The organism is Pseudonocardia spirodelae (assembly GCF_037727765.1).
GTDB classification, from domain to species: Bacteria; Actinomycetota; Actinomycetes; order Mycobacteriales; family Pseudonocardiaceae; genus Pseudonocardia; species Pseudonocardia spirodelae.
This window is the reverse complement of the sequence record NZ_JBBJUP010000012.1, coordinates 129,636-148,772: the sequence shown is the minus strand read 5'-3', so window position 1 is coordinate 148,772 and position 19,137 is coordinate 129,636. Positions and strand designations below refer to the sequence as shown.

Genomic DNA, 19,137 nt, shown 5'->3' with positions numbered 1-19,137 from the left:
GGATCCGGTCGGCCGTGCCGCCCGGGCCGGGTCCAGCGGCCCGGGCGGCACGTGCCTTAGCAGGTCCGGGGCTCAGCCCTGGACGATGCCGGAGTTGCTCTCGTCCACCGTGGTGGTGGACTGCGACACCGGGCCGCCGGACAGCAGGCCGCCGATGTTGACCGACGGGCTGACGTCCAGGCCCAGCCCGACCAGGTCGTCGACCTGGACGGCCTGGCCCGCGCCGCAGCCGCTCTGGACGATGCCGGAGTTGGAGCGGTCGACCGAGGCGGACTGCTGGGAGACCGGACCCTGGTTCAGGATCCCGCCGACGTTCAGCTGCGGCGCGACGGCGGCGTCGAGGCCGAGCAGGCCGCCCTTCTGCGACGCGACCGAGGGGGCGCAGTCGCGGTCCTTGCCGTGGTGGCCGTCGCCGTCGCCGTAGTCGCCGGCGAAGGCCAGCCCGGCCGAGCCCAGTGCGAGCGGGAGGGTGAGGGCGCCGACGGCGGCGATCCGCCGGGCGGTGCGACGGCGGGGGGTCGTCTCGGGGGCGTTCATGGCACTCCTTGTGTCGGTGTGATCCGGCCGCGGTCACTGACTCTCAGTCACAAGCCGGTGCCGCAGAAGGTACGGACGCCGGTCACCCAAGCGAGAGCACCCCCTCGTTCGGGACGCTCGCTGTCCGTTTCCGCGGCTCCAGCGCGACCGCTCGCCGCAGAATCACTACACAGAGTGCTATCCATCATCTGTCGATGAGTGACCCTGCGTGACAATCTGACACTTCGCCGATCGTTACACATGGGCGCCGATAAGTGGGATGGATCACACCGGTGCAACGGCACGCCACCACGGGCGTCTCTGGGTCCTGCAGGCATGGACCGGATCCCGGCGAGCACCCGTCATGTGCCCGCCCACCTGCGGAAGTGCCCGCTCCGGCGCGGCGCGGTCGGACCGTTCGTCGCACGGGACGCCGGCGCCGGGCGTGTATCGATCGCCGAACGGCGGCAGGCGGGCGCGCCGAACGCCCCTTGACGCGGCCGTTCGCCACCGACGCGGGGTCTCATGGTGCCCAACGACGTCGTCCGTCCGGAGTAACGCCATCGGGGCAGATCACTCCACCGGTCGAGTGCCCGCACCCGCGGCGGGGCGGCCGCGGCGGCGCAATCCCGGTGCGGACGCCGCGCGCGGACCCCATCCTGGGCCGGTGGACCTCGCCCTGCGCCGCCTCGACGAGCTGCTGCTCGCGGCCCTCTGCGACGCGGCCGTCGCCGGGGCCGACCCGGACGAGGTGATGCCGCCGGTGCCCGGCCCGCCCGGCTGGACGGCGCGGCGGCGGTCCGCGTTCCTCGCGTTCCACCGGGAGCGGTCGGTCGCGACGGCGGCCCCGGTCGAGACGACGTGGGCCGTGCTCGTCGACGGCGCGGTCGCCGGGGCCGCCCGCCTGGAGCCGGTGCCCGGCGGGACCGAGGCGGGCCTGTGGCTCGTCCGCGGGCAGCGCGGGCGGGGCGTCGGCTCCGCGGTGCTGACGATGCTGCGCCACCGGGCCGCCGGCCCGCTGCTCGCCGAGACCACGACCGGCAACGCCGCCGCGACGGCGGTGCTGCGGCGGGCGGGCGCGGTGACCGCCGTCGACGGCGACGCCGTGCACGCGACGCTGCCGTGACCGGTGCGGTTCCCGCGCGGGCGGGGACGGGCGTGCTCGCCGCCGGCCGCCGGCACTCCGTCGCCGTGCGCGGCGACGGGACGGTGCTCGCCACCGGCGACGGGCGGGCGGGCGAGTGCGCCGTCGACGGCTGGCGCGACGTCGTCGCCGTCGCGGTGGGGAACGTGCACACCGCCCGCAACACCGGCCGCGCGCACACCGTCGGCCTGCGCCCGACGGCACCGTCGCCGCCACGGGCTGGGACGGCGACGGGCAGTGCGCCACCGGGCACTGGCGCGACGTCGTCGCGGTCGCGGCGGGCTGGCGGACCACGGTCGCCGTGCGCGGCGACGGCACCGTGCTCACGGCCGGGCGCACCGCGGAGGGACAGGGCGCGCTCGGCGGCCGGACCGGGATCCGCACCGTGGCCTGCGGCGACTGGCACACCGTCGGCCTGTGCGACGACGGCACCGCGGTCGCCACCGGGAACGACCGGTACGGCCAGTGCGCCGTGACCACCTGGCGCGACCTGGTCGCCGTCGCGGCCGGGCACCTGCACACGGTCGGGCTGCTGGCCGACGGCACCGTCGTGGCGGCGGGCCGCCTCCCCGGGGACGTCGGCGGGTGGCGCGGGGTCGTCGCGGTGTCCGCGGGCAGCGCGCACACCGTCGCGCTGCGCGCGGACGGGACCGTGCTCGCGACCGGCGACCCCGGCCACGGCCGCTGCGAGGTCGGCGGCTGGCGCGGTGTCGTCGCGGTCGCCGCCGGGTCCGAGCACACCCTCGGGCTGCGTGCGGACGGGACGGTCCTCGCCGCCGGGAACCGGGCCGGCGGGCGCTGCGACGTCGCGGGGTGGACCGGGGCCGGCCGCGGCGTGGACCGCTGAGTTCCGGGCCCGGCCACGGTCGGCCCGTTCATGCCCACCGCGCACACCGCCCGCCGCCTGCACGAGCTGCTCGAGCCGATCTGCCTGGTCACCTACCTCGCCGACGAGACGAACGAGGAGATGGCCGCACTCGGCCACCGCACCTACTGGGACGGCTACTTCGCCGCCCGTGCCGCCCCGCTGGGCCGCGTCCCGGCCGAGGTCGTGCACGCGGCGTTCTACAGCTTCGCCGAGGGCGAGGCCGCCCGGCACATCCCCGGCGCCTGGGACACCGTCGCGCCGGAGGCCTCGCTCGCCGCGTGGCAGCGCGGCGGCGTGCGGTCGCTGCGCCGGATCCTCGGCGACACCGCCTGCGACTCCGCCGGCCTGGCCCGCGCCGCGGAGCTGGTGGCGACGGCCGCGGCGGGCGCGCCGGTGAACGGCCGGCCGATGTACGCCGGGATGCGCACCCTGCCGGTCCCCACCGAGCCGGTGGCCCGGCTGTGGCACTGCGCCACGACGCTGCGCGAGCACCGCGGCGACGGCCACGTCGCGGCCCTGCTCGTCGAGGGCGTCGGCGGCACCGAGGCCCACATCCTGTCCGCCATCGACATGGGCATCCACCCGCCGGAGACCTTCGGCCGGGTGCACCACCTGCCCCCCGCCCGGCTGACCGAGGTCATGGCCGGGCTCCGGGGCCGTGGGCTCGTCGACGCCGACGGCCGGTTCACCGCCGCCGGACGCGCGGTGAAGGACCGCGTGGAGGCGCACACCGACGCCCTCGCCGTGCCGCCGTGGACGGCGCTGACCGAGGCGCAGCTCGCCGAGCTCGTCCGTGAGCTGCAGCCGCTGTCCTCGGTGCTGGCCGCGGTCTGGTCGGGCTGACCCGCCGCGGCGACCGGGTCAGACGGAGTCGGCGCCGATCGTGTTGCGCATCCGGGTGAGCAGGTCCTGCTGCTCACGTCCCGGCCGGTCCGGCGCGGCGGGCCGGATGCGGCCGTCGACGTCGTGCAGCGGGATGTCCGAGCGCCCGGCCACCGAGATGCGCGCCATCGACCAGCGGGCGAACACCCGGGCGTCCACGGTGGTCGACTCGATGACCGAGACGTCGGTGTGCCGGTCGTCGCGGCTGATCGTCTCGAACAGACCGCTGACCGTCGCCTCGTCGCCCTCGAGGGTCTGCACGAACCAGTTGTCGGAGATCAGCAGCGCCCCGGTGACACCGGACCTCTTGTTCTTCGACCGGGCCACGTCGAAGATCTCCGCGAGGACCACCTCGCGGTTCTCGCGGGGGATCTCGCTGCGGCTGCGGTAGATCAACCGGTGGACCTGCTCGGCCATGTGCTCCCCCGGGTCGGATCGGGCCGCGGCACCGGGACGGGCGCGGACCCGCGACGGACCCGGAACCGGGCGGTCGTCACGGATGGTCCGACGGTAGTGGCGCAGGACACAGTCGGGCGTCGCGATATGAGACGCCCGGCCCGGCGGGGTCAGACGTTGAAGCGGAACGAATCAGCGCGATCCGCAGACCTGCGGCGTTCACGATCCAACATGCCCCGACCAGCGTGAACCTGCTCGGATGACTGTCGTTGCCTATTGCCGTTGGTGGACGCGCTGACGAACGACTGACGAACAGCTAGCTCGGCGCTCGACTGCTCGGCAGACTGCCATGGTGTCGCCTGCTCCCCCACCAATCGAGGCCGTCATCGACGCGCTGATCGACAATCCGGTCCGCACCGAGGATGTCCGCATCCTGGCCCCCTCTGCGCCGGGTATCTACGCCTGGTGGGCGCCTCCTGCCATCCTGCCTGGTCTGCCAGGCCTTCCCCATCCGGCGGTGCCGGACCTGAGGCTTCTCTACGTCGGCCTCGCGACGAAGCTCCGCGCGCGACTCGCCTCCAACCACCTGCGTCGGAGTGGCAGCTCTACCCTTCGACGCACACTCGCCGGCCTGCTCCTCGATGAGCAGGAGTATCGGACCCGCTGGACCGATCGCGTCGTTCTTGTCGACGACGATGAAGCACGACTCACGGAGTGGATGGGCGAGAACCTCCGTGTGTCTTGGTGCGAGCACCCGAGCCCGCGTGACGTTGAAGCTGATGTCATCCGGGCTCTGCGACCGCCTCTCAACGTCGACCACGCCTCAGGCCCCACCACACAGGTCGTCAAAGCAGCTCGCCGCCGCTACTACGACAGTGCGGGGTCTCGTCCCTGAGCCACGACTTGCTGGACCCTCAACCCGCGGAGACAAGATCCACTACTTCCGGCGACGCTCGACGTTCGCCGTTACCCCTCGTGCGCTGCACGGACTCGCAGCCGCGTCGTCTACGAGCGACGGACCGTCGTCGGCTCCTGCTGTTGATTTCCGGGGGTAACCCGGGGGCACGCCCGCTCCCCCCGCGCCTTCCGAGTGCCATCCCGTCGACCTGTCGTCAGACCAACCGTGCGGGCGCCCGTGGGCGGCCCTCGACGCAACCGCACCCGACCGTGCCACGCTCCGCCCACGGGTGACCGTGCGGTACGCCCTCCGGGAGGTCGCCGGGATGGCACGGTGCCGCCATCCCGGAGATCTGCCTGCCCGGCGAGGGCGCAGTTGATCCACTTGCCTGCTAGGCACTGACAGGGTGGTCGCGACGAGCGCCCGAGTCCGCTCTTGCGCTGGTCAGGAGTCCGGTAGCGTCCGTGGACGTCCGGCGGGTCGTCGGTCGGTTGTCATTCAGTTAGACACTCACGCGGCCGTCAAAGATCACCGGACGAGCCCCGCTCGACTAACGCGAAGCAGGCTCGCTTCCTGCCTGCGCCTCTGCCTCGGAGCCCTCGATCACCAGCCCACCCGCTGCCACGTCGTGTCAGCGAGTGTTGGGCCGTCCCGGCCCTCATGTGCCCCAGATGTGCCCCGCCAGACCGGCCGGTGCGGAGTTGTCGGTGCTGGCTGCTATCCCTGGCTCCATGACACGCCTGAACCGACGTCCCTTGGAGCCGCAGACGTGAGTCGGCCTTCGGTAGCGCAGCCTGCCGATCTTGACGTCGTCCGCGATTCCTACGACCGCGTGGCCGACACCTACGTGGACATGGTGGCGACGACAAGCCTCGGCGACATCCGCCTCATGCCGTGGCACCGCGCCGCGATGGATGTCTTCGCTGACGCAGTCCGCGGTCTGGGCCCCGTGCTCGACGTCGGCTGCGGACCGGGCACCGTCACCGCCTACCTGGCCGAACGCGGGCTCGACGTCTCGGGAGTGGACCTGTCACCCCGGATGATCGAGCACGCGCGCCGTCTCCATCCGGAGTGCACGTTCAGCGTCGGGTCGTCGACCGACCTCGATCTAGCTGAGGGATCGTGGGGCGGCATAGTGGGCTGGTGGTCCCTGTTCAACCTGCCTCGTCTCGTCCTGCCGCAGGTGCTCTCGTCCTTCGCTAGGGCACTGGTGCCGGGCGGTCAGCTGATCATCGGGACCCACGTCGGCAACGGCGACCTCGTGCGCACCGAGGCCTACGGAGGGGTCCCGGTGCGCTGGACGACCCACCTGTGGCAGCCAGACCAGCTCGTCGCGCTGGTTGAGCAGGCCGGACTGCAGCCGACGGCCGAACTCCGACTTCCCGCCGACGGACAGATCGGCCCCGGGGTAATCCTCGTCGCGAAGGCATGAGCACTTCGGTGGGAACGCGGTTCCATCAGACGTGGAGTATTGATAAGGACCGTTCTGGCTGGTCAACGTGCTGACGCCCCCTGAACATCGACCACGGATTGGGACCGGCGCTCCAGGCCATCAAGGCTGCCCGCCGCACGCCGGGTGCCACCACCAAGTAGGACGCGTGGGAGGTGCGGCAGGATAAGGCACATGGCTCTCACTTCCCGCCACGTGCTGCGTAGCCGCATTCTCAAGGTCCTACTAGAGAACCAAGGTCGAGCCTTGACTAGGAAACAGGTACTCGACCGACTTCGGAGCCAGCACGATACGTCTTGGACGGAGGAGGACGTGACTCCGCCTCCCAGCAGGCCGTTCGAGACGAAGTGGGAGAACAACGCGAGCTTTGAGCGAGCCAACATGGTGCGGGAAGGCCTACTCGAGGCTGGCGGGGATGGGCACTGGGTACTCACTGCGAGCGGAGCCGCACATGCCCGAAAGCTGGCTGAGCAGCTAACTTTGATTGGCGATCTTGCCGTGGACAACCGCGGTTACGCCGAGCTTCGAGCGGGGCAGCTCCTACTCGACGTAAGCGACCAGGACGACGGCAAGCAACCTGAGGCTGTAAGCACGCCTGCGCCAGCGGCCGAGCTGGAGCAGATTTCCGAAGTGCCCTTCGAAGCCGTAGCCGCCGCGGTGCCCCTTGAGAATTCACAGACGTTTGATTATGCAATAGCAGCCAAGGAGGCAGCTAGCGGAATCAAGGAGGAGGCTAAGCTTGTCGAACGCTTCGCCGCGCACCTGGAGGGGAAAGGCCACGAGATCGGCCGGTTCAAGATTTGTCCGCCAGGGGACGACGTAACCCTCTACACCGACCTCTTTGACGTGACCGCGAACCGACTCTACGAAGCTAAAGGGACTTCAGATCGAGTCGCCGTTCGCATGGCGATTGGCCAGCTACTCGATTATAGCCGCCATATCAATCCCACCCCAAAGCTCGCGGTTCTGATTCCTAGGACTCCGACGGAGGACCTCCTCAATTTGTTAAGTATCTGCGGCATCGAGTGCGTGTATGAGGCAGACGAGGGTGGCTTCACTGAAGTCAGCGGAGCTTAGCCAGCATTGCGCCTGGCAGGAGCCGACGACACCTCAGATCGACAAGATCGCCCGGGATACCTGACAGGCCGCCTGATCCAGGCGTTGAAAGCGCCGCTGACCAGTGGGGATACCTCCTCTTCGGTCAGAACCCTTTTCGTTGTTGGGGTTTTCACGAACCAGAGATGGCCTCGACAGCGGACGATCGAGCTTGAAAGCCCGCCGCCCGCTCCCGAGTGCCATCCCGTCGACCTGGCGCAGCCCGACCATCCGGCCGCCCGTGGGCGGCCCTCAACGCCACCGCCGGCCAACCCACGGACGCTCCGCCCACGGGTGGCCGGGTGGTAGCCCTTGGGGAGGTCGTCGGGGTGGCACGGGCCCCCATCCTGTTGATCTGCCCGCCCGGCGAGGGCACCGTTCCAGCCCGGTTCTCCTGGTCCACCGGCTCACACAGAGCCGCAGATTGAGCTCATTCCTGAACGATATCCAGGGGAGGCAGAGAGTCCACAATCCGCACAGTCGACACACTGACGGACACGACTCGAGCGATGAGTTCGAGGATGTACCGTGGGTGATCCACTTCTCGACTCCAATCATTCGGATCGTTGATAATCCCCGATGACGCCTTGTCGGGACGAACCTGATAGCGGTCGATAAGCCACTCGACGGCCGACCGAGACCCCAGAGTATAGCGATACGCGTCCGCGGGAATTCCGGATATCGTAATGTTCGAATTGTAAACGATCGCAGATTTATCGGAGGTCAGCCTGCCCTCTACGCGCTTCTTCTTGAATGCCATCCGCGTCACGGCATAGAACTCGAGCGGATCGCCTGTCGGCTCAACATTCATGCCATCTAGCGGGTAAGGCGCTACTGATTCATAGTTCAAATGCAGCTCAGCTAGGTCCCGCCCTGCGGAGATGAACGGGGTCGGATCGCGAACGACCGGCACGCCTGGCAGGGATTTGGTCAGGTCGACGCCGTAGACCTCACGATACTGCGAAGAATGAAGAATTCCGTACACGTAGTAAAACAGGTCGATGGAATCGAACGAGCCTCCTGTAGCGACGTTGAATCGCTTCAGAGCGGAGGCCGAGACATTGCTTGAAGGACCATCCATTTCCAGATCAAGAACACCATCAGCATCCTCACCTGTGGGAGCATAGAGCGGGAAAACCTGCGCTGGGTCCATGAATAGTGCCAAGTTCGGCGGCCGGTCCACCATGAAGACCGCAAAAGGCGTACGGTCATTTGGCCGCAGCACACAGATCGCGCGCTGGCCCGGCACCTCGAACATCGGGAGACTCGTCCCCTGTGCCTCCAAAAGTGCGGGAGTCGTAGCCAGCCACTGCTTGAAGAACGGCCGGTACACGGACTCAACAACCGATGCGTCGGCAGTATCAAGTAGCCGACCGCGGCCAAAGCGGGCTTTGAGCCCCCGACTCCACGATATTTCGGAGCCTGCAACTTTTTCCCAGCCAAGGCCTGCTTTTAGGGCAGCATTGAACGCAGTTGTTAGGCGGCGCACATTCCGAACAACCTTCGCGCTCGCCGACCCAACCATCCAGACATCGCGGTTCGTCGATACTCCAAGCGAAGTGGCGTGAAATATGGCGCCCTCACCTCGCATCGCCATGAACTGCGAGAAGTCCTCGCGGCGCTGGCCGATCCAGTCCCCGTGCTCGTTGGGAGTTACTTCCACCACCGAGTCGAACGACTCAATTGTCCCTACCCGGGTCAGGCGCTCCAGCTTCTCTTCTCGCCTTAGATAAGCACCAATGTCCGCATAACGCAATCGCGCTGGACCCTGCTTCGCTGGGTTTTTGACCAAGATTGTTATTGCGACACCCGCCCGGCTGCCACCCCCAAAGATCTTCCCACCCTCGCGGCGAGACACCTCTCCTGCGGTACGTTGATCTCCGCGCAAATTTAGAATATAGATATCAGTGAACTCTGCTGTCAGGACCTTCCGCATACCACTGAACGTATTGCTCTCAAGGAAGGCATTGTTGCTAACGAAAGCAATCACGCCGCGCTCTCGTATCCGGAGAGATGCCCACCTAAACGCTCTTACGTACGAGTCGTACAAGTTCCGCCGAAGCGTTGCCTCTGACTGCGCCGCATAGGACTCTCTGATAGACGCGTCGAGACTTGGATACGACTCATTCTGATTGTTGTCGTCAGCCGACTCTTGACCAACAGAGTATGGCGGGTTCCCGAGAATTACCGTAATTGGCAGCGACTTGAGCCGCTCTAGCCGCTCGTTGTTCTCCGGGAAGATCTCCAAATCGCCTTGATCGTCGTCCTCCCAAGACTGAAAAGTATCAGTTAGAATAAGCCCCGGGAACGGCTTGTAGCTGCCGGCGTGATTCGGGTCGTCGATATCTTGAAATGCTGACTCGATGTTCACGGCTGCAATGTAGTACGCGAGCAGCAGGATTTCATTTGCGTGAAGCTCTGTAGCGTACTTCCGTGCAATATCCGCGGGGCGGATGGCACCGGACTGCAGCAGTCGGACGAGGAAGGTCCCCGTCCCGGTGAAGCCATCAAGAATATGCACAGCCTCGTCGGTCAAACCCTGGTCGAATTCGCGTCGTAGCAAATCGTCTACTGAGGCAATAATGAAGTCGACGATTTCGATCGGGGTATAGACAACGCCCAGCTTTTCAACGGTTCTCTTGAAAGCTGTTGCGAAGAACGTCTCGTACAGCTCTACGATAATCCGCTGACGTCCTTCCGCGGTATCGATGCCAGCCACTCGTAGACGCACTGACTCATAGAACTTCTCGAGAACCCTGTTCTCGTCCTCGACGTTGTGCTCATCGAGCGCAACTAGCATCCTCTCCATCGTCTGGGCGACTGGGTTCTGGTCGAGAAAGTTGTAGCCTTCGAACAACGCATTGAAGACTGGTCGAGTTATCAAGTGCTGCGCAAGCATGTCGATAGCGTCTGCTTGCGTGATTCCTTCGTTTAGGTTGTTTCGCAGACCTTCCAAGAAGTTCTCGAACTCAACAGCAACACCCCCCTGCCGGTCCGCCAGCAAGGCATTAATCCGCGTAGTCTGCCTTACCGCTAGATCCGCAATGGACGCGGCCCATTCAGACCAGTACCGCTTGGTGCCGACCTTGGAAACAATCTTCGCATAAATCGCGTCTCGCCAGTTGTCGAGATCGCCGAATATGAGATCAAGTGTTCCTTGCACCGGGCCGTTCGAGTTCGGCGTGCCACCGACGCCGATAACATTGATCTTGCGGTCACGGTCCTTTGTGAGATCAATCCGGTTGACCATAGCGTCGAACCGCTCGTCATGTGCTCGGAGCGCCTGGAGTACCTCCCAAACTGCGGCGTACCGGCTGTTGTCTCGCAGAGCCTCCTCGGGCGGAACACCTGACGGGATACCAATCGGCAGAATGATGTACCCGAACTGCTTCCCGGGAGCACGCCGCATGACCCGGCCGACTGACTGAACAATGTCAACTACGGATCTCCGGGGCGACAAGAACATCACGGCGTCCAGTGCGGGAACATCCACACCCTCAGACAGGCATCGAGCGTTGGTTAGAATCCGGCAGACACCGTGCGGCGACTTCTGCTTGAGCCAATCGATCCGCGAGTTCCGTTCAAGCGCATTGAATGTTCCATCGACGTGTTGAACGCTGCATTCCAAGAAGGCCGAATCTGATTCACCGCTAGAGCCGCCCCCGTCTCCGGCAGCCGCATAGTACTGGGTGACATCCGTGAAGAGGCTTTCAATGCGTTTCGAATCACGGATGTTGCCCGCGAATGCGACAGCCCGCTTCATAGGTTCTGCATCTGCGCCGAAGGAATGCTCAGAAAGCCCGCGCTTCGCGAGACCGTTCCAACAACCGACAATCTTCGCCGCGTCATCAAGATTGAGTTCGTTTTCTTCACTGGACAGCTGCTGCTGAAAGGTGCGGGCGACTGCCTCTTCATCAACTGCAAGAACGAGAACTTTATAGTCCGCTAGGAGGTCCTTCGATACAGCCTCGCCGAAGCTGAGGCGATGGAACTCGGGCCCATAAAGGGACTCGTCATCCATGGAGCAGATGATGGCGTTTGCTTCGCCAGCCTTCGCTTTCGACGAATCATTGAAAATCCTTGGCGTGGCGGTCATGTAGAGGCGCCGGGCAGAGGCAATGTATGTGTTGTCGTGCACGCGTACGAACGCGGATTCGTTCTCGCCGGAGAGCGTCGTGCCGGTCGTCCGGTGAGCCTCGTCGGCGACGATGAGGTCAAATGGGCGCCGACCACTGTTAGCGCGCGCGACGACGTCGATGGATTGATAGGTGGCAAACACAACCGTCAATGCCTCGGCGTCTCGCTCTGCCGAATCAAGCTGTGTACGCAGTTTACCGACATCCGTGCTTGCCGGAAGCGCAAGATCGGTGACTGCAATGTCCTCGTTCGGACTCGACATTTTCGCGGCTCGCGAGTCGGAGCATACCGCAATAGGGCGGACCGGTAGCTCTGCCTCGCCAACCCACTCTCGAACTGTCTGCGAAAGGAGTGAGATTGATGGCACAAGGAAGAGCACTTTCCCGCCAGCACCAACGACTTCCTCAGAAAGACGTAGGGAGGTGAACGTCTTTCCCGTGCCACACGCCATAATAAGCTTGCCGCGGTCGACGGCCTTGAATCCGGCCTTAGCCTCATCAATGGCGACTCTCTGATGAGGTCGTGCAACCTTCTTGTCAAGCAGAGGTAGGTTATCCGGAGTCGCGAGAGAGAAGGAGGTCCAATCAACTCGCGACGCTTCCAAGTCACTCATTGCGATACGCCGGACGGGGATCGCCTGGTCCCTAATAGAGTCCTCAGCGTTTGTGTTCCACTTGTCCGTTGTGGATACGATTATTCGCTGCGAGAACCCATGCTTGCCGGATGCCGCCAAAAATGAGTCAATCATTGGTTTTGATACCGCGGTGTCCGGCGAGAAGAACTTGCACTGAATCGCTACTAGCTCACCGCTGTTGCGGTCTTGGGCCACTAGGTCAACACCGGTGTCGTGCTTTCCATTGTTGCCGGGCCACTCAGCCCACATCCAGACATTAGAGAACTGGTCGGAGAAGACTGGGTCGACCGTAAGGAATGCTTGCATTAGGCGCTCAAATTTAGCGCCCTTATCAGATTCAGACAGGGCGGATGCGCGGAGTTCCGCCAAGACCTCATAGATCGTGTTCGCCACCAACCGAACCTACCGCCCTGCGATGTTGACTCGCTCGACGGCTTGCCGAAAGCCACCCGCAGCACACCTGATTTCAGCTATGTGGGCTTCCTCGGGCGACCCTGCCGTGGTCGTTCGGACGACCAGCGCACCCGGCCGTTGAGGCTGGCCGGGAGACCGGCCGGAGGCCGCACGCTCCCGGCCAGCCTCAACGGGGAGAGCGGCGGCGGCACGCCGCCTTGATACCGAATGGAAGGTCTAGACACGGCGAGCGCTGATGCCGTTGTCGTGTCCCGGCTGATGCTTGACGTTCCGGTCTCACCTGATGCTTGACGTTCGGGCCTGCTGCTGTAGTTAGACGGTGGCAGCGTCGACGACGGTGACCCATGCATCCGCTCGATCGGGGTCCGTGCCGCTGGAGAGGGCGACGCTGCGGGCCAGTGCTCGGGCGGTGTCGAGGTGGTCGTCGCTGAGCTTGAGCGCGAGGACAGCGACGTCGTACGCGGCTTCGCCGTTCATCCCGCGGGGGTCGATGAACCACAGCCGGCCGCGGCCGTGGAGGACGTTGGGCGGTGAGAGGTCGGCGTGGCACAGTCCGGCCGGCATGTCGGCGGCAAGCTCGTCGAGAATCACGATGGCGGCCTCGCGGACTGCGGCGGGCTCAGGGCCGCGATGTGGTGGCTGGTCGTGGGCCGGCGGATCGGTAAGTCGCGCCCAGAGCCACGGCGCGATGCTCGGCGCAGGGGGCGCACCGTCTTCATCGACGAGGGTGCGCAGCATCGTGGCTACATTCGCGAGGTCCCGCGGTCGCGGCTCCTGTTCGGCGAGCGATGTGCCGGGGTCGACCGCGTCCATCGCGGTCCACGTGCTGGTAGCGGTGTTCCGCAGGAGATGGACAGTAGGCGCTAGACCCACCCGCGCGAGTTGGTCCAGTACTGCGGCCTGGTGAACGGCGTCAGGGTCGGGGCTCGACCGGAGGATCAATCGAGCACCGGCGCTGGTCGTGGCCTCCACCACGTGGGCTGACCTGGCCGAGAACCTCACGCCGGTCGGTGTGACCGAGAGTGCGGCGCAGGCCTCGGCCAGCTCGACGGGGAGCGCCTCGACCCAGGCGGGTGCGCGGTCGGGCCATCGCGCGTGTGCGGCGCGGGCGATGTCGGGGTGCAGTGGTGTCACGGGCGCAAAGCGGTGGCGAGCGCGTGCATGTCGTCGACGACGACTAGGGCGTCCGCGTCGGCCAGGCCCTCGGCGCGCTCGGGCTGCTTGGCGTAACCGATGCACGGCACTTCCGCCGCTGTCCCGGCGAGTGCGTCGGTGATGGAGTCTCCGACGAACACAGCGTCGCTCGGTGCTGCTCGGGTGATGTCCAGGGCCGTGCGGAGTAGGTGGGGGTCGGGCTTCATCTGTTCGGGGTGCCCGAAGGGTCGGCCGATGATCTGCGCGACGTGTTCGGTGAGGTCGTGGCGGGCCAGGTAGGTGCGGATGGCTCGCTCGGAGTTGTTGCTGACGATCAGGACGGTGTGACCGGTCGCAATGGCGGTGCGGATGAGCTCGTGGGCGCCGGGGGTTGGTTCGGCGACGGTCGCGGCGCGGGTCTCGTGCTCGATGACGTGGGCCTCGACGTCGCGACCGGACTCGGGGGAATTCCGGTAGGCGGCTCGGAGCAGGACCAGCGGGTCATCGGTGCGGACCTCGCTGAGGTCGATGCCGTGGACGGTGGCGAACTGGCGGACGGCGGCGGCGACCTCGGGTGCGGGGTGGCCGGCGAACAGGTGCGCGACGGGCCCGTCGAAGTCCAGGAGCAGGACCCGGGCCCCGCGGAGCAGGTCGGCGAGCTGGGTGCGGGTTCCGGTCGGGAGGGTCACTGCGGGTACTCCCGGGTGATGGTCGTCCACACGGAATCGAACCAGGTGCGGGCTTGGGTGACGTACTGGGGGCCGTTGCTGGTGTCGGCGTCGTCGCCGGTGGAGAAGTGGAACAGGGTGGCGTCCTTGCCCATCGGGTCGAAGATCGGCACGGGGGCCTTGTCGATGGTGACGGTGTGTTCCAGGACGGGGTAGAAGCCGAAGAACGCTTCCTCGTCGTTGATCAGGTAGAGCTTGAATAGCGGCGAGGCGCTGTGCGCCCGGACCTCCGCGGTCGCGGTCTTGACCAGACCGAGGTCGGCAAGCTCCTGGACGCCGTCGGTGATGCTGTCCACGGCGCGGCGGGTGATGCGGTCGGCGCGCTTGCGTACGGCGGGGTCGTCGGCGGCGGTGTCGGCTCGGCAGGGGAGCGCGAGGGGGACGCCGGGGTCGGACAGCATGATTCGCACGGCGATGGACTCCGGGCTCAGGCGTCCGGCGCGGACCTTGTCCAGGACCTCGGACAGGGTGTTGGCCAGGGTCTCGCCGGAGAACCCGGCGAAGTCGATGCGCACGTGTGGGCGCTCGAACGCGGCTTCGATGTGCGGGCGCAGCCCCACCGGTAGCTCGGTCTGGGCGCGGACGAACACCCCGCTCCCCTGGCGGCTGATGAGCAGCCGCTCGGCGTAGAGCGGGCGTAGCGCGGCCTTGACCGTCTCGCGGGCGACGCCGTAGCGCTCGGCCAGGTCAGGCTGCGACGGCAGCTTCTCCCCTGCCTTGAGCTTGCCGAGCTTGATCGCGGCGCGGATCTGGTTGGAGATCTGCTGCGACGGAGTGCGCGGATCCTCCGGGTCCAGATGCGCGAGGAACTCGGCTGGCGTGCTCATGACTCCACCGTATCGGTCGGCTGACTAGCCCGGCTAGCCATCTTCCTCATTCGTACTTGACATGGCTAGCCAAGTCGGTCATTCTAAGATGGCTAGCCAAGCTGGTCAGGTGAACGAAGGAGAGAGCGATGAGGGACCTCCCGGTGGTGCTCGACGGCTACAAGCTCACGGTGGTGGAGCCGCCCGCTCCCAAGACCCGTCAGGACGCGAACGGTGCAGAGGTGCCGGTGACCGACCGGGACGGGGTGACGCAGTTCGTGGTGTCGCTGTTCGCGAAGCTCCAGGTGCAGGCGGGGCAGCGGGCGCCGAAGGGTGAGGAGATCAAGGTGACCCTGACCGCCGACCCGGGTGAGGGGTTCGGGGAGGACGCCCGGGTGCAGCTCATCGACCCGAAGATCAACCCGTACTCCATCGAGTCCCCCGACGGGCGCACGGTGTCGGGGATCGCATTCAAGGCGATGGGCCTCAAGCACGCCCACCCGGCCCCTGCGCCGATGCGGCGGGGCAAGGACGACGAGAACCACTCCTGACCGACCTCTGAGCCGTCGGTGTCGCCCGCGGTGATGTGCGGGCCGGCCGCCTGATGTAGCGGCCCAATTCATGCGCCGGAATGGTGTTCCGGCAGTTCCCAGTAATTCCGAGACGGGGCACCTGTGTCCTCTGCCGAGGGGTGATCTGCGGTGGTGTGTGGCGAATGCAGCGGTAGCCGTGCGTGCGATGTGTGCGACGGCTACGGCGACTCGACCTGCGGGGTCGAGTGCGGGGCGTGTGGTGGTTCCGGGGTCTGCCCGGGCTGCTTCGGAGACGGCGAGACCCACGGCCCGGCGCCGTCGGTCGGAATGGAGATGACGGCATGAACACCAACACGAGTACCCGTCCTCGGGTGACGACCGGTGTGGGTCGTCTGGTGCGGCGGTTGGAGATCGAGCGGCGCCGCTGGGCCCGCACCGAGCACCCCGTCGTGGCGACGGAGCAGGCGTGGCGGGCCGGGGTCGCCGAGGGCCTGCGCCTGGCCCAGCTTGCGATCCGCAAGGGGGTCTGAGCGGTGGCGATCAACCTCGGGGCCCGGGACCGGGTCAAGACGCTGCCAAAGGTCAACCGGCGCGCGCTGCGCAAGTACGGGGAGTTCTGGCGGGCATTACAGCTGGTCGGGGACGCCCTCGCCGAAGCCGACAAGGTCGCCGCGAAGGCCACCGACTCCAAGCCCAAGCGGTCCGGCAAGGGGATGTCGGCCAAGAGCGGCGTCCCGGGTGAGCACTGGTCGACTGCGTCGCCGGAGGAGATCCGGGCCTCGGCGAAGACCGCGCACGCCTCCCTGCGGGTCATGGCGTCGGCCGCGAAGAAGTGGGAGGCCGAGCTGGTCTCCCGCGAATGGAGGAAGTGACCCATGTCGAAGGCTGTGGATCGCACCGTCGAGGAGCTGGATGCCGCGATGCGCGAGCTGCGCCGTTCGCTGCATGGGATTCCGTATCGGACGGGCGGGTTCAAGAACACCCACGACAACCTTGCCCGCGACGTCGCGCACCTGACCGTGCATCTGGACTCGGCACGGGGCGCTCTGCGCGAACAGAAGTAACCCATCTCTGGGTGGTGGGGTCGCCCGCTGCACTGGTTCTTGGCGGAAACACACAGCGGGCGCCCCTGCTACCCGACAACTCTCGTGAGGACTGGTAGCAGTGAACAAGCGTAGTAGCTCTGCAACTCGTATGAACGGCCCGGCTCGCACTCATGTGGGTCGTGCGTCTCGGCCTCCGGGGCGGGAGTTCCAGGCGTTGGCCTGGACCGCCCGGCATCCCGGGTTCGTCGCCGTTCCCGTGATCGTCCTCGGGTTGGCGCTCGTCCTCGGGCCGATCCTGGCGGCGATCCTCCTCGGCGCGCTGGTGGGCTCCGTAGTGGTCTGGGGCCGTGCTCACCCGGCGAGCTTCGACCGGTTCGCCGCACCCGCCCTACGGGCCACCTGGCGGCGTTGGACGGTCTACCGCGGCCGTCGGTGGGCGCAGCTCATGTCCGACACCGGGCTGACGAAGGAGCACCGGCACACCGGGGACCAGCTCGTGCCGCGCGTGCTGCGGGTGCGGTCGTCGTCGGCGTCGATCGACACCGTGTACGTGCGCATGGTCCGTGGGCAGGACGTCGCCTACTGGCAGGAACGCTCCTCGGTCCTGTGGGAAGCCCTGATCGCGCACCGGGTCGCGATCACCCGCCACCGACCCGGCGTCGTGGCGATCGTCATCGAATGGGAGTTGCCCTTCACCCGCACCATCCCCGCCCCCGACATCCCCGAGACCACCGAGGACGTCGACCTCGGCGCGGTGGAGATCGGGGACAACGAGCGCGGCGAACCGTTCACCGCGCCCGTCATCGGCGGACACCGCCTCGTGGCCGGCGCCTCCGGCTCCGGGAAGGGCTCCGTGCTCTGGTCGACGCTGCGCGGGGTGGGGCCGTGCATCCGCGACGGGATCGTGCGGGTGTGGATGGTGGATCTCAAGGGTGGTGTGGAGACCGAGCAGGGGGCGCCGCTGTTCCACCGCTACGCCACCTCGATGCCCGCCGCGTTGGAGCTGCTGACCGAGTTCCGGGACGCGATGCGCGACCGGCAGGACGACATGCGCGACCAGAACATCCGCGCCTGCACGCCCTCGACCGGCACGCCGGTGGAGCTGCTGGTGATCGACGAGATGGCCATGCTGACCGCCTACGGCGACCGCACCTCCGTCCGCGACGCCCTGCGGCTGCTGGCGGAGGTGATGACCCAGGGTCGGGCGTCGCTGTTCGCGGTCCACGGCTACCTGCAGGAGCCCTCCAAGGACGTGGTCGATGTCCGTGAGCTGTTCACCCAGCGGATCTGCCTCGGGGTCACCGCGGCCTCTCACGTCGACATGGTCTTGGGCGAGGGAGCGCGGGAGCGGGGTGCGCTGGCTGATGAGATCCCCGGCGACGCGCGTCATGCCGGGATCGGGTTCGTGATCGACAAGGGCTTCCGCCTGCCGGTGCGGTTCCGGGCGGCGTTCGTCTCCGACGACGAGATCACCGAGCTGGTGACCCGCTGCACGCCCCCGCCGGATGCGGACGTGATCGACCTCGACACCGAGCGGGGGGCCGCCTGATGGGCACCACCACCGCATGGGTCCTGCGCACCTGGCTCAAGTTCACCCTGCTGTTCGCGCTGATCGTCGGCGCCACGTGGCTCTACCTCGGATCGGCGTCCGGCTGGTTCTGGTTCGTCACGGGCGGTGCGGTCGTGGCGGAGTGGTACGTGATCCGCCAGCTCGCCCGGGAGTGGTCCTGGGAGGCCCGCGCTACCTGGTGGTGGTCGGCATGAGCGCCCAGACGGGCACGGTGCAGGGTGCGCTGTTCGGGGACCCTGTCACCGTCGAGACCACCGACCACGGCCCCGCCGCGACACAGGACCCGCGCGAAGTCGCCCGCGTCGTCGCCCTGGCCCAAGACCCCGGGCTGTTCGTCATCGAGCGCACCGGCCTGGTCCTGCGCGCCGACCCGGCCCGCCCCGGCTGCGCCGATGGACTGGCCCGGCACGACGGGGACACCGTGGCTCAGCTCCTTGACACCGGACACCTCCGGCTCGGCGGCACCCACCACCTCCACCACAACGGCGCCGAGGGCCCGGCACGGTCAGTGCTCGTGCCGAAGGTGACCCGGGACATGGTGTCGCGCTGGGACCACCTCCGGCCCATCCCGGAACCGACACGGGCACCGGAGACCGCTAAGGAACCGCAGCGCTCCACGGGCGTGATCGGCGTCGACGTGGTCGAGCCCGGCAAGGCCCTGGTCTGCCTCGGCACCACCGGGCAGGGCGGGACCGTGCTGCGCGACGGCGGCCGCTACCGGGTCGAGAACGACCACGGCGCCACCGTCGGCCACGCCTCGAGCTACCGGGCCGCTGCCCGACTCCTGGCCCGCTACCACGGCTACACACCCGGCCCGGTCGAGATCGAGCACGAACACCGCCTCTACCGCCGGTGATCCGGCCCGGCCCCGCCGCAGACGAGACCA

At 67.0% G+C, this 19,137-nt stretch carries 19 protein-coding genes; 13 read left to right on the top strand and 6 right to left on the bottom strand.

The window, feature by feature from the left end; translation table 11 throughout:
* Nucleotides 1-72: 72 nt before the first annotated feature.
* The gene (locus WJX68_RS16200; protein ID WP_340291667.1) at nucleotides 73-537 is read right to left on the bottom strand and encodes a hypothetical protein; all 465 of its coding nucleotides are present in this window, start codon (nucleotides 535-537) and stop codon (nucleotides 73-75) included.
* Nucleotides 538-1,183: 646 nt separating this feature from the next.
* Between WJX68_RS16200 and WJX68_RS16195 the strand changes: the two genes are divergently transcribed.
* From WJX68_RS16195 to WJX68_RS16185, 3 genes are all read left to right on the top strand, one after another.
* On the top strand, nucleotides 1,184-1,642 hold the full coding sequence (locus tag WJX68_RS16195) for a GNAT family N-acetyltransferase (RefSeq protein ID WP_340291665.1): 459 nt from the start codon (nucleotides 1,184-1,186) through the stop codon (nucleotides 1,640-1,642).
* Nucleotides 1,643-1,961: 319 nt separating this feature from the next.
* Complete coding sequence (locus tag WJX68_RS16190) at nucleotides 1,962-2,507, top strand: RCC1 domain-containing protein (protein ID WP_340291663.1); 546 nt, start codon at nucleotides 1,962-1,964, stop codon at nucleotides 2,505-2,507.
* Nucleotides 2,508-2,537: 30 nt separating this feature from the next.
* Nucleotides 2,538-3,371, top strand: a complete 834-nt coding sequence (locus WJX68_RS16185) for an SCO6745 family protein (protein ID WP_340291661.1) — start codon at nucleotides 2,538-2,540, stop codon at nucleotides 3,369-3,371.
* An 18-nt stretch (nucleotides 3,372-3,389) separates the two neighbouring features.
* On the opposite strand, the gene WJX68_RS16180 is transcribed toward WJX68_RS16185, so the two are convergent.
* Nucleotides 3,390-3,827, bottom strand: coding sequence for a BLUF domain-containing protein (locus WJX68_RS16180; RefSeq protein ID WP_340291659.1), 438 nt, complete (start codon nucleotides 3,825-3,827; stop codon nucleotides 3,390-3,392).
* 328 nt (nucleotides 3,828-4,155) lie between these two features.
* Here WJX68_RS16180 and WJX68_RS25245 point away from each other — a divergent pair, with 328 nt between their 5' ends.
* The 3 genes from WJX68_RS25245 (at nucleotide 4,156) to WJX68_RS16165 (ending at nucleotide 7,231) form a co-directional block, all read left to right on the top strand.
* A complete protein-coding gene (locus WJX68_RS25245; protein ID WP_422785714.1) occupies nucleotides 4,156-4,701 on the top strand; it encodes a GIY-YIG nuclease family protein in 546 nt (181 codons plus the stop codon).
* A 772-nt stretch (nucleotides 4,702-5,473) separates the two neighbouring features.
* A complete protein-coding gene (locus WJX68_RS16170; RefSeq protein ID WP_340291655.1) occupies nucleotides 5,474-6,136 on the top strand; it encodes a class I SAM-dependent DNA methyltransferase in 663 nt (220 codons plus the stop codon).
* Between the two features lie 192 nt (nucleotides 6,137-6,328).
* On the top strand, nucleotides 6,329-7,231 hold the full coding sequence (locus tag WJX68_RS16165) for a winged helix-turn-helix domain-containing protein (RefSeq protein WP_340291653.1): 903 nt from the start codon (nucleotides 6,329-6,331) through the stop codon (nucleotides 7,229-7,231).
* A 448-nt stretch (nucleotides 7,232-7,679) separates the two neighbouring features.
* Here WJX68_RS16165 and WJX68_RS16160 read toward each other — a convergent pair whose 3' ends face one another.
* From WJX68_RS16160 to WJX68_RS16145, 4 genes are all read right to left on the bottom strand, one after another.
* Complete coding sequence (locus WJX68_RS16160; RefSeq protein ID WP_340291651.1) at nucleotides 7,680-12,413, bottom strand: DEAD/DEAH box helicase; 4,734 nt, start codon at nucleotides 12,411-12,413, stop codon at nucleotides 7,680-7,682.
* Nucleotides 12,414-12,746: 333 nt separating this feature from the next.
* Entirely contained in the window at nucleotides 12,747-13,247 is a 501-nt protein-coding gene (locus tag WJX68_RS16155; protein WP_340291649.1) for a phosphotransferase, read from the bottom strand.
* 317 nt (nucleotides 13,248-13,564) lie between these two features.
* Complete coding sequence (locus WJX68_RS16150) at nucleotides 13,565-14,257, bottom strand: HAD family hydrolase (protein ID WP_340291647.1); 693 nt, start codon at nucleotides 14,255-14,257, stop codon at nucleotides 13,565-13,567.
* On the bottom strand, nucleotides 14,254-15,123 hold the full coding sequence (locus WJX68_RS16145) for a winged helix-turn-helix domain-containing protein (protein WP_340291645.1): 870 nt from the start codon (nucleotides 15,121-15,123) through the stop codon (nucleotides 14,254-14,256). The genes WJX68_RS16150 and WJX68_RS16145 overlap by 4 nt, the downstream gene beginning before the upstream one ends.
* A 128-nt stretch (nucleotides 15,124-15,251) precedes the next feature.
* On the opposite strand from WJX68_RS16145, the gene WJX68_RS16140 reads away from it, so the two are divergent.
* The 7 genes from WJX68_RS16140 to WJX68_RS16110 all read left to right on the top strand — a co-directional run bounded on the left by WJX68_RS16140 (nucleotide 15,252) and on the right by WJX68_RS16110 (nucleotide 19,107).
* Nucleotides 15,252-15,653, top strand: a complete 402-nt coding sequence (locus WJX68_RS16140) for a hypothetical protein (RefSeq protein ID WP_208823221.1) — start codon at nucleotides 15,252-15,254, stop codon at nucleotides 15,651-15,653.
* Between the two features lie 323 nt (nucleotides 15,654-15,976).
* Nucleotides 15,977-16,165 carry a hypothetical protein gene (locus WJX68_RS16135; protein WP_340291640.1) on the top strand — a complete coding sequence of 63 codons (189 nt, stop codon included), beginning with the start codon at nucleotides 15,977-15,979 and terminating at the stop codon, nucleotides 16,163-16,165.
* Between the two features lie 3 nt (nucleotides 16,166-16,168).
* Nucleotides 16,169-16,507: a hypothetical protein gene (locus tag WJX68_RS16130; protein ID WP_340291638.1), complete on the top strand. Its 339-nt coding sequence runs from the start codon at nucleotides 16,169-16,171 to the stop codon at nucleotides 16,505-16,507.
* 3 nt (nucleotides 16,508-16,510) lie between these two features.
* Nucleotides 16,511-16,699 (top strand): hypothetical protein, encoded by a 189-nt coding sequence (locus WJX68_RS16125; protein ID WP_161152823.1) that lies wholly within the window; start codon nucleotides 16,511-16,513, stop codon nucleotides 16,697-16,699.
* A 253-nt stretch (nucleotides 16,700-16,952) separates the two neighbouring features.
* Nucleotides 16,953-18,230, top strand: coding sequence for an FtsK/SpoIIIE domain-containing protein (locus tag WJX68_RS16120; protein ID WP_340291631.1), 1,278 nt, complete (start codon nucleotides 16,953-16,955; stop codon nucleotides 18,228-18,230).
* On the top strand, nucleotides 18,230-18,445 hold the full coding sequence (locus tag WJX68_RS16115; protein ID WP_340291629.1) for a hypothetical protein: 216 nt from the start codon (nucleotides 18,230-18,232) through the stop codon (nucleotides 18,443-18,445). The genes WJX68_RS16120 and WJX68_RS16115 overlap by 1 nt, the downstream gene beginning before the upstream one ends.
* Nucleotides 18,442-19,107 carry a hypothetical protein gene (locus WJX68_RS16110; protein ID WP_340291627.1) on the top strand — a complete coding sequence of 222 codons (666 nt, stop codon included), beginning with the start codon at nucleotides 18,442-18,444 and terminating at the stop codon, nucleotides 19,105-19,107. Before WJX68_RS16115 ends, WJX68_RS16110 begins: the two co-directional genes overlap by 4 nt.
* Nucleotides 19,108-19,137 lie beyond the last annotated feature (30 nt).

What these genes read in the sequence shown, in the direction of transcription:
- WJX68_RS16155 (WP_340291649.1), bottom strand. Translation starts at nt 13,247, where the DNA reads ATGGACGCGGTCGACCCCGGCACATCGCTCGCCGAACAGGAGCCGCGA.
- WJX68_RS16115 (WP_340291629.1), top strand. Translation starts at nt 18,230, where the DNA reads ATGGGCACCACCACCGCATGGGTCCTGCGCACCTGGCTCAAGTTCACC.
- WJX68_RS16185 (WP_340291661.1), top strand. Translation starts at nt 2,538, where the DNA reads ATGCCCACCGCGCACACCGCCCGCCGCCTGCACGAGCTGCTCGAGCCG.
- WJX68_RS16140 (WP_208823221.1), top strand. Translation starts at nt 15,252, where the DNA reads ATGAGGGACCTCCCGGTGGTGCTCGACGGCTACAAGCTCACGGTGGTG.
- WJX68_RS16135 (WP_340291640.1), top strand. Translation starts at nt 15,977, where the DNA reads ATGAACACCAACACGAGTACCCGTCCTCGGGTGACGACCGGTGTGGGT.
- WJX68_RS25245 (WP_422785714.1), top strand. Translation starts at nt 4,156, where the DNA reads ATGGTGTCGCCTGCTCCCCCACCAATCGAGGCCGTCATCGACGCGCTG.
- WJX68_RS16200 (WP_340291667.1), bottom strand. Translation starts at nt 537, where the DNA reads ATGAACGCCCCCGAGACGACCCCCCGCCGTCGCACCGCCCGGCGGATC.
- WJX68_RS16110 (WP_340291627.1), top strand. Translation starts at nt 18,442, where the DNA reads ATGAGCGCCCAGACGGGCACGGTGCAGGGTGCGCTGTTCGGGGACCCT.
- WJX68_RS16165 (WP_340291653.1), top strand. Translation starts at nt 6,329, where the DNA reads ATGGCTCTCACTTCCCGCCACGTGCTGCGTAGCCGCATTCTCAAGGTC.
- WJX68_RS16180 (WP_340291659.1), bottom strand. Translation starts at nt 3,827, where the DNA reads ATGGCCGAGCAGGTCCACCGGTTGATCTACCGCAGCCGCAGCGAGATC.
- WJX68_RS16145 (WP_340291645.1), bottom strand. Translation starts at nt 15,123, where the DNA reads ATGAGCACGCCAGCCGAGTTCCTCGCGCATCTGGACCCGGAGGATCCG.
- WJX68_RS16125 (WP_161152823.1), top strand. Translation starts at nt 16,511, where the DNA reads ATGTCGAAGGCTGTGGATCGCACCGTCGAGGAGCTGGATGCCGCGATG.